Below are 3361 nucleotides of genomic sequence, written 5' to 3' on the forward strand. Positions count from 1 at the left end.
CCCTACGGCAATGCCACCGGCGTGGACTGGCCAGACAACTGGCGGCGTTTCGCGGCCTTGAGCCAGGTCGGCGGCGACATCGCCGGTGGCGCCATCTCGGGCTACCAACCCGACATCGTCCATGCCCATGACTGGCAGTCGGCGATGACCCTGGCCTACATGCGCTACGGCAAGGCAGTTGGCATTCCCTCGATGATGACCGTCCACAATCTCGCCTTCCAGGGCCAGTTCGGCGCCGGCATCTTCGGTGAACTCGGCTTGCCGGCGGCGGCGATGGCGCTCGACGGCGTCGAATATTATGGTGGTGTCGGCTTCCTCAAGGCTGGCCTGCAGGCCGCCTGGGCGATCACCACGGTCAGCCCGACCTACGCGCAGGAGATCCGCTCGGCGGAATTCGGCATGGGTCTCGACGGCCTCATCAACATGCGCTCCAGCGATCTCTATGGCATCGTCAACGGCATCGATACCGGCATCTGGGATCCGGAAACCGACAAGCATCTGGTGTCCCCCTACACGGCGAGCACACTGAAGGCGCGCGCGCCCAACAGGACTGCCGTGGAGGACCGCTTCAGCCTTGAGCGTGACGACAGCCCGATCGTCTGCGTCGTCAGCCGGCTGACCTGGCAGAAGGGGATGGACATACTGGCGCTGGTGATCGACGGCATCGTTGCCACTGGCGCGCGGCTGGCCATCCTCGGATCGGGCGATGCCGGTCTCGAAGGCGCGCTGCTTGCCGCTGCCGCCCGGCATCGCGGCCGTATCGGTGTGGTCGTCGGCTACGATGAGGGGCTGTCGCACATCATGCAGGGTGGCTGTGACGCCATCGTCATCCCCTCGCGCTTCGAACCGTGCGGGCTGACGCAGCTTTACGGCCTGCGCTATGGCTGCGTGCCGGTGGTCGCGCGCACCGGCGGCCTCGCCGATACGGTCATCGACGCCAATGAGGCCGCCGTCTCTGCCGGTGTCGCCACCGGCTTCCAGTTCGCGCCCAACAATGGCGGTGCCTTGCTGCACGCCATTAGCCGCCTCGTCGACGCCCATGCCAGTCCGACGGTCTGGGAATCGCTGCAGCGCCAGGGCATGAAGGCCGATGTGTCGTGGGACAAGAGCGCCGAAAAATATGTCGAACTCTATCGCTCGCTGCTTTCGAAAAGGGTTGCCTGAAGCATGATACGGACCGTCCCCACCAAGCCTTATTCCGACCAGAAGCCCGGCACGTCGGGCCTGCGCAAGAAGGTGCCTGTCTTTCAGCAGGAGCACTATGCCGAGAATTTCATCCAGTCGATCTTCGACGCGCTTGACGGTTTCAAGGGCAAGACCCTGGTGATTGGCGGTGACGGCCGGTTCTACAATCGCGAGGTCATCCAGAAGGCCATCGCCATGGCCGCCGCCAACGGCTTCGGCAAGGTGATGGTCGGGCAGGGCGGCATCCTGTCGACGCCAGCCGCCTCGCATGTCATCCGCAAGTACAAGACCTTTGGCGGCATCATCCTGTCGGCCAGCCATAATCCCGGCGGCCCGCATGAGGATTTCGGCATCAAGTACAATGCCGGCAATGGCGGCCCGGCGCCCGAAAAGCTGACCGACGCGATGTTCGAGAAAACCAAGACGATCTCAAGCTTCAAGATCGCCGATATCGATCCGATCGACATCGACACAACAGGCACGGTCAAGGCCGCCGGCATGACGGTCGAGATCATCGACCCGGTCGCCGACTATGCCGAACTGATGGAAAGCCTGTTCGATTTCGATGCCCTGCGCAAACTGTTCAAATCCGGCTTCCGCATGCGCTTCGACGCCATGCACGCGGTGACCGGCCCCTACGCCAAGGAGATCCTGGAAAATCGGCTCGGCGCGCCCAACGGCACCTGCCGCAATTTCAAGCCGCTGCCGGATTTCGGCGGCCATCACCCGGATCCGAACCTCGTCCATGCCAAGCACCTCTATGACGAGATGATGGGACCGGACGCGCCGGATTTCGGCGCTGCCTCGGATGGCGACGGCGACCGCAATCTGATCATCGGCAAGGGCATTTTCGTTACCCCGTCGGATTCAGTTGCCATGCTCGCCGCCAATGCCCGCCTGGCGCCCGGCTACAAGGCCGGTTTGAAGGGCATCGCCCGCTCGATGCCGACCAGTGGCGCTGCCGACCGCGTCGCTGAAAAACTCGGCATCGCCCTCTATGAGACGCCGACCGGCTGGAAGTTCTTCGGCAATCTGCTGGATGCCGACATGGCGACGATCTGCGGCGAGGAGAGTGCGGGCACCGGCTCCAACCATGTCCGCGAAAAGGACGGCCTATGGGCGGTGCTTTTGTGGCTCAACATCCTTGCCGCGCGCGGCGAAAGCTGCAAGCAGATCGTCACTGAGCACTGGGCGACCTACGGTCGCAACTACTATTCGCGGCACGATTATGAAGAGGTTGAGAGCGACCGCGCCAACGCATTGGTCGACGAACTGCGCGCCAAGCTCGGCGCGCTGCCGGGTACCAGCGTGCGCGGCATGAAAATCGCCAGCGCGGACGATTTTGCCTATCGCGATCCGGTCGACGGTTCGATCAGCGAGCATCAGGGCATCAGGGTGCTGTTCGAAGGTGGTTCGCGGGTCGTCTTCCGCCTCTCCGGCACCGGCACGTCGGGCGCGACGCTGCGCGTCTACATCGAACGTTACGAGCCGGACAAATCGAGGCACGACCTCGACACCCAGGCCGCCCTTGCCGATCTGATAGCCGCAGCCGATGATATTGCCGGGATTCACAGCCATACCGGCCGCCCCAAGCCAAGCGTGATTACTTGAGGGTGGCGGTTCGCGCTTTCCCTTCTCCCCTTGTGGGGTTCGAAGGACGGGGCGAGACCCGTGGCTCGCCCCAGGGCGGTGGATCGGCGCGTAGCGCCGAGACGATTGAGGGGTGCGCGAAGGATCGCTGTCCTTGCCAAGCTGGAACACCCCTCATCCGTCGCCTTCGGCGACACCTTCTCCCACAAGGGGCGAAGGGGGAGACTGCATGACCCAGCTCGGCGCCACCGTCACCCGCGAAGGCATCCGCTTTGCCGCTTGGTCGCAGGCGGCCCGTCGGCTTTGGGTCTCGATCTTCGACGAGCAGGGCAACCGGGAAATCGAACGGCTCGAACTGCAGCCGGAAGGTGAGGGCGTCCATGCGCTGTTCATTGCGGGCCTTGGCCAGGGCATCCGCTACGGCTTTCGCGCCGATGGCGACTACGCGCCGGAACGCGGACTGTGGTTCGATCCCGCCAAGCTCCTGACCGATCCATATGCCGTCGAGATCGACAGGTCCTATGTCTATGACTGGCGGCTGGCCCAGCGCCGGGGCGAGGGCGCCGATACCGCGCCGCTGATGCCG

At 64.2% G+C, this 3361-nt stretch carries 2 protein-coding genes and 1 pseudogene; all 3 read left to right on the forward strand.

Annotated elements, in window-relative coordinates; translation table 11 throughout:
* Nucleotides 1–1164, forward strand: a 1164-nt coding sequence (gene glgA, locus EN750_RS24980) for a glycogen synthase GlgA (RefSeq protein ID WP_127398061.1), incomplete at its 5' end; no start/stop codon positions are given.
* A gap of 3 nt (nt 1165–1167) precedes the next feature.
* Nucleotides 1168–2796 carry an alpha-D-glucose phosphate-specific phosphoglucomutase gene (locus tag EN750_RS24985; RefSeq protein ID WP_127398063.1) on the forward strand — a complete coding sequence of 543 codons (1629 nt, stop codon included), beginning with the start codon at nt 1168–1170 and terminating at the stop codon, nt 2794–2796.
* Between the two features lie 208 nt (nt 2797–3004).
* Nucleotides 3005–3361, forward strand: a pseudogene (locus EN750_RS24990) (glycogen debranching enzyme GlgX); the annotation flags it as partial.

The organism is Mesorhizobium sp. M7A.F.Ca.ET.027.03.2.1, assembly GCF_003999175.1.
Taxonomy (GTDB): Bacteria; Pseudomonadota; Alphaproteobacteria; order Rhizobiales; family Rhizobiaceae; genus Mesorhizobium.